Genomic DNA, 6,000 nt, shown 5'->3' on the forward strand with positions numbered 1-6,000 from the left:
TGCACGAGCAACCCCCCACCCAGCCGCAGCACCCCACCCCACAGATCCCGCCCCCCGGGTGGCGACCCGTCCCCGTTCAGGCGTGAGCACCGAACCGCCCAGCTACGACCCACCCACCCCCAGCGCAACCCGGTACTGGAGCTCCGGCAACCTCGCCCCGCCCAACCGCAACATCGCCCGCGCCCCCGTCGGACGCAACCCGTGCCGCTCATAGAACGCCCGAGCCCGAGCGTTCTCCTCCAGCACCCACAGCACCATCGCCGGATAGCCGTCCCCCGCCAGCCGCCCCCGCACCGCCTCCAGCAGCAACGCCCCCACCCCCGTCGACCACGCCTCCGGGTGCGCGTACAGCGCATACAGCTCACCGGGCCGCCGCTCCCCCTCGGCGGGCAGCGGCAGCGTCGCCCGCGCACCCCCGCAGACCGCGAACGCCACCACCCGCCCGCCGCGCTCCGCCACCAGGTGCCACCGGTCCCGCGGCCGCTCCCGGAAGTGCCTTAACGCCCTGGTCAGCGCCTCAGGACCGGCGTCCAGCGCATCGAGGTACGCGGGAGGCACAATCCCCCGGTACGCGGCCCGCCACCCCGCCGTCCGCACCCGCAGCACATCGGCCATGTCCTCCGGACGGGTCTCCCGCACCACAGCCGTCCCGTACGTTTCCACCGTCATCCGTTCCTCCTCGGTCACCGGCTCGGCCGAGCCGTGCGCACGAGGATACGAAGCCGCCGGGCGAGTGCCGTGCCGGGGCCCGCGACGTGCGGGATAGTCTGGCGCCGCCCCCACCGCCGCCCCGAGAGGAACCACCCGTGACCGACGAAGCCGCCCAGGAGGTCCGCTTCCGAGGCGACGTGACCGTCGAACTGGTACGGCACGCCGCCCGCGACAGCGACGTGCTCTGGGCCGCCCGGGTCTCCACGGCCGGCGAGCAGTCCCTGGAAGCGCTCCAGCAGGACCCCGCCCGCTCCAAGGGCCTGATCAACTACCTGATGCGCGACCGCCACGGCACGCCCTTCGAGCACAACTCCATGACCTTCTTCATCAGCGCCCCGATCTTCGTCTTCCGCGAATTCCACCGGCACCGCAGCGGCTGGTGCCTCGCCGGCGACACCCAGATCACCCTGGAGAGCGAAGGCGGCCATCTGGCCCGCAGGAGCATCAAGGACCTCTACCAGCAATGGCACCACGGCGTGGAGGACCGGCTGCCGGTCTCCAAGGGCGGTGTGACCTGGCACGAGAAGGCGGGCAAGTGGAACGCCCAGGTGCGCCACCAGGGGGAGTACCACTATCTGGGGCTGCACGAGGCCCGGGAGGACGCCGAGCGGGTCGTCGCCGACTTCCGGGCGGAGCACCCCACTACGCGCCGCCGTCGGCTGGAGTCGGTCCGGCGCAACCACGTCCGCTGTTACGACGAGCGGACGTTGCTCGCGCAGCGGGCGCAGATCATCGACGTCATGGAGTCCGGGGTCAAGCAGCTCCTCAGGCTGACCACCGCGTCGGGGAAGGTCCTGCGGTGCAGCAGGGACCACGCCGTCCTCACCCCGGACGGCTGGCGCAAGGCGGGAGAGCTGCAAGCCGGGGACGCGGTCATGGCCGCGGGCACCTCGCCGAGGCCGAGTGAGGCACTCGTGCCGCCGAGCCTGCGGCAGGGCATCGGCGTCTGGACATCCATGCAGCGCAACCGGCTGATCAAGGAACTGGACACCTGCTACCTCTGCTCGCGGACCTTCCCCCGGGCCGAGCTGGAGCTGGACCACGTCATTCCGGTCGCGCTGGACCTGCTCCTCGCGCTGGACGAAGGGAACCTCTCCCCGGCCTGCCGGCCCTGCCACACGGCCAAGAGCGCCGACGAGCAGGGGCTCGCCAAGCGCGGCGGCAAGGTCGCGGTGGCCAAGCCGGACATGCTGGTCTCGGTGCAGGACGACGGCGAGGAGATGACCTACGACCTCTCCGTCGCAGGTCCGTGGCACAACTTCCTCGCCGACGGCATCGTGGTGCACAACTCCTACAACGAGGAGAGCGGCCGCTACCGCGAGCTGCAGCCGGTCTTCTACGTGCCGGCGGCGGAGCGCAAGCTCGTCCAGCAGGGGCGCCCCGGCAAGTACGAGTTCGTCGAGGGCACGCCCGAGCAGCACCGGACGGTCACGACGGCGATGGAGGACTCCTACCAGCGGTCCTACCAGGCGTACCGCGAGATGCTGGCCGCCGGCGTGGCCCGCGAGGTGGCCCGCGCGGTGCTGCCGGTGGGGCTGTTCAGCTCGATGTACGCGACCTGCAACGCCCGCTCGCTGATGCACTTCCTCTCGCTGCGCACCAAGGACGAGCGGGCCAAGGTGCCCTCCTTCCCGCAGCGCGAGATCGAGATGGTGGCGGAGCTGATGGAGCAGCGGTGGGCCGAGCTGATGCCGCTCACCCATGCGGCCTTCGACGAGCACGGCCGCGTCGCCCCCTGACCTGCGGCGGCCGCGCGGGGGAGTACCCGGTCGGCCATGTCCGGATTGCGGGCTCCCGGCCCCGTACCTAGGCTCAAATCACGGATTCCGGTGCCGGCTGAACCCCCGAGCAGACGGCACCGGAATCCCTGCCGCGACCCTGATCGCCCGGAGAACTTCCGGTGGTCACCCCCGGTTTCCGCCTGACTCTCCCGTTTCGCTCCCGGGGCGGCGAACCCGGGCGGACCTCCACCCCCCACCCACCGGGGGCACCCTCCGGTCGGCAACGAGTAGCGTTGGTTCCATGGCTCCGACCTCCACCCCTGAGACCCCCTTCGGCCGGGTCCTGACCGCGATGGTGACCCCGTTCACCGCTGACGGCTCCCTCGACCTCGACGGCGCGCAGCGCCTCGCCGTCCACCTCGTCGACGCAGGCAACGACGGCCTCGTCATCAGCGGCACCACTGGTGAGTCTCCGACCACCAGCGACGCCGAGAAGGCCCGACTGGTCCGGGCCGTGGTGGAAGCCGTCGGGGACCGCGCCCATGTGATCACCGGCGTCGGCACCAACGACACCCGCCACTCCGTGGAGCTGGCCCGGCAGGCCGAGACCGCCGGGGCCCACGGCCTGCTGGCGGTCACGCCGTACTACAGCAAGCCGCCGCAGGAGGGCCTGGTCCGGCACTTCACCGCTGTCGCCGACGCCACCGGCCTGCCCGTGATGGTGTACGACATCCCCGCCCGCTGCGGAGTCGCGCTCAGCCAGGAGACCCTCGCCAGGCTCGGTGAGCACCCCCGGATCGTCGCCAACAAGGACGCCAAGGGCGACCTGTCCGCCGCCAGCTGGGCCATCGCCCGCAGCGGCCTGGCCTGGTACTCCGGCGACGACGTGCTCACCCTGCCGCTGCTGTCGGTCGGCGCCGTCGGCCTGGTCAGCGTGGTCGGCCACCTGGTGGCCCCGGAGCTGCGCCTGATGGTGGAGACCTTCCTCGCCGGGGACCACGCCAAGGCGACCGGCATCCACCAGAGCCTGCTCCCGGTCTTCACCGGCATCTTCCGCACCCAGGGCGTGATCACCACCAAGGCGGCGCTCAACCTGCTCGGCCTGCCCGCGGGCCCGCTGCGCCTTCCGCTGCTGGAGGCCACGGACGCGGAGATCGGTCAGCTCAGGAAGGATCTCGCCGCAGGCGGGGTACACCTGTAGTCAGCAGCAGTCGGCAAGCTGTCGGCAGGCACCTGCCAGACGGCAGACGTGCGCGCCCCGGCTCGCCGGTCTCCGCCGGACATCCCGGCACGGACCGCCGCAGAACCGGACCAGGCGCGAGGCACCGCACACGGACCCGCCGCTCGGCAACGGGCGGAACAAGCAATCGAAGGAACGAGACACGCGCGCCATGTGCCGACGGGGGCGACCCTGGGGCATGTGGCGCGCGGCGTAAGGAGAGACTTTTGAGCCATCCGCACCCCGAACTGGGCCTGCCCCCCGAGCTTCCCGAGGGCGCCCTGCGCGTCATCCCGCTCGGCGGGCTCGGCGAGATCGGCCGCAACATGACCGTCTTCGAGTACGGCGGCCGACTGCTGATCGTCGACTGCGGCGTGCTCTTCCCGGAGGAGGAGCAGCCCGGCGTCGATCTGATCCTGCCGGACTTCACCATCCTCCGGGACCGGCTGGACGCCATCGACGGCATCGTCCTCACCCACGGCCACGAGGACCACATCGGCGCCGTCCCCTTCCTGCTCAGGGAGAAGCCGGACATCCCGCTGATCGGCTCGAAGCTGACCCTCGCCCTGGTCGAGGCCAAGCTCGCCGAACACCGCATCCGGCCGTACACGCTGGAGGTCAAGGAGGGGCAGCGCGAGCGCATCGGCCCCTTCGACTGCGAGTTCGTCGCGGTCAACCACTCCATCCCGGACGCCCTCGCGGTGGCCCTGCGCACCCCGGCCGGCATGGTCGTGTGCACGGGCGACTTCAAGATGGACCAGCTGCCGCTGGACGGCCGCCTCACCGACCTGCCCGCCTTCGCCCGGCTGGCCGACGAGGGCATCGACCTGCTGCTGGTGGACTCCACCAACGCCGAGGTCCCCGGCTTCATCCCGCACGAGCGGGACATCCTGCCGGTGCTGCGGCAGGTCTTCGACAAGGCGGAGCGCCGCATCATCGTGGCCAGCTTCGCCAGCCATGTGCACCGCATCCAGCAGGTGCTGGACGCGGCCCACGAGTTTGGCCGGAAAGTGGCCTTCGTCGGCCGCTCGATGGTCCGCAACATGGGCATCGCCCGCGACCTGGGCTACCTGCGGGTCCCCGGCGGCCTGGTGGTCGACGTCCGGGCGCTGGACGACCTGCCGGACGAGGACGTGGTGCTGATCTGCACCGGTTCGCAGGGCGAGCCGATGGCGGCGCTCTCCCGGATGGCCAATCGCGACCACCAGATCCGGATCGTCGAGGGCGACACGGTGGTCCTGGCCTCGTCGCTGATCCCGGGCAACGAGAATGCGGTCTACCGGGTGATCAACGGCCTCACCCGCTGGGGCGCCAATGTGGTGCACAAGGGCAATGCCAAGGTGCACGTCTCCGGGCACGCCTCCTCCGGGGAACTGCTCTACTTCTTCAACATCTGCCGCCCGCGCAACCTGATGCCGGTGCACGGCGAGTGGCGCCACCTGCGCGCCGCGGCCAACCTCGGCCAGGCGACGGGCGTCCCCAAGGACCGCACCGTGATCGCCGAGGACGGTGTGGTGGTCGACCTGGTCGAGGGCGTCGCCCGGATCACCGGCAAGGTCCAGGCGGGCTATGTCTACGTCGACGGTCTGTCGGTCGGCGACATCACCGAGACCTCCCTCAAGGACCGCCGCATCCTGGGCGACGAAGGCTTTGTGTCGGTGTATGTGGTGGTCGACTCGACCACCGGCAAGGTGGTCGGCGGCCCGCACATCCAGGCCCGTGGCTCCGGTATCGAGGACGCGGCCTTCGCGCCGGCGATCGCGAAGATCGAGGAGACGCTGTCCCGCGCGGCCGGCGACGGCGTGGCCGAGCCCAGGCAGTTGCAGCAGCTGATCCGCCGCGCCATCGGCAAGTGGGTGTCCGACACCTACCGCCGCCGGCCGATGATCCTCCCGGTCGTCGTGGAGGTCTGACCAGCAGCGATACGGGCCGGCACCGGGTTCCCCGGTGCCGGCCCGCTGCCGGCGCTTGACACGCCCCCCAAGGGCTACTAACGTTCTCCGAGCTGCCTGTAGAGGGAATCGGGCGCGCTGACAGCGCGGACGGCCTCCGGGGAGCCCAATCCTGAGTGAGCGAACCGATCCGGGAATTCTCGGATCGGAAGCTCGTTGCGGATTGGTGGCGCGGGAAGACGGTCAGAGCGATCTGATAGAGTCGGAAAGCGCCGAAAGGCAGAAGGAAATGCAGGAACCCCGCCAGCGGGGGTCAGAAAAGCGGTAAGCGGATCTGATAAGCTGGTGAAACCGAAGGGAAACGCCCGGAGGAGCCTGTGAGAGGGTTCCGAAGGAAGCGTCCGTTCCTTGAGAACTCAACAGCGTGCCAAAAGTCAACGCCAGATATGTTGATACC

Annotated in this window: 4 protein-coding genes and 1 pseudogene; 4 read left to right on the plus strand and 1 reads right to left on the minus strand. The window is 70.5% G+C overall.

The window, feature by feature from the left end:
• Positions 1-102: 102 nt before the first annotated feature.
• The gene (locus ACIQGZ_RS29270; protein ID WP_402607707.1) at positions 103-669 is read right to left on the minus strand and encodes a GNAT family N-acetyltransferase; all 567 of its coding nucleotides are present in this window, start codon (positions 667-669) and stop codon (positions 103-105) included.
• A 137-nt stretch (positions 670-806) separates the two neighbouring features.
• Between ACIQGZ_RS29270 and ACIQGZ_RS29275 the strand changes: the two are divergent.
• The 4 genes and pseudogenes from ACIQGZ_RS29275 to ACIQGZ_RS29290 all read left to right on the plus strand — a co-directional run.
• Positions 807-1,091 (plus strand): annotated as a pseudogene (locus ACIQGZ_RS29275) (FAD-dependent thymidylate synthase); the annotation flags it as partial.
• A 168-nt stretch (positions 1,092-1,259) separates the two neighbouring features.
• Entirely contained in the window at positions 1,260-2,450 is a 1,191-nt protein-coding gene (thyX, locus tag ACIQGZ_RS29280; protein WP_402607715.1) for an FAD-dependent thymidylate synthase, read from the plus strand.
• Between the two features lie 283 nt (positions 2,451-2,733).
• Complete coding sequence (gene dapA / locus ACIQGZ_RS29285) at positions 2,734-3,633, plus strand: 4-hydroxy-tetrahydrodipicolinate synthase (protein WP_402607709.1); 900 nt, start codon at positions 2,734-2,736, stop codon at positions 3,631-3,633.
• Between the two features lie 245 nt (positions 3,634-3,878).
• The gene (locus tag ACIQGZ_RS29290; protein ID WP_402607711.1) at positions 3,879-5,564 is read left to right on the plus strand and encodes a ribonuclease J; all 1,686 of its coding nucleotides are present in this window, start codon (positions 3,879-3,881) and stop codon (positions 5,562-5,564) included.
• The last annotated feature ends 436 nt before the right edge of the window (positions 5,565-6,000 follow it).

This window comes from Streptomyces sp. NPDC092296 (assembly GCF_044755465.1).
Classification (GTDB): domain Bacteria; phylum Actinomycetota; class Actinomycetes; order Streptomycetales; family Streptomycetaceae; genus Peterkaempfera.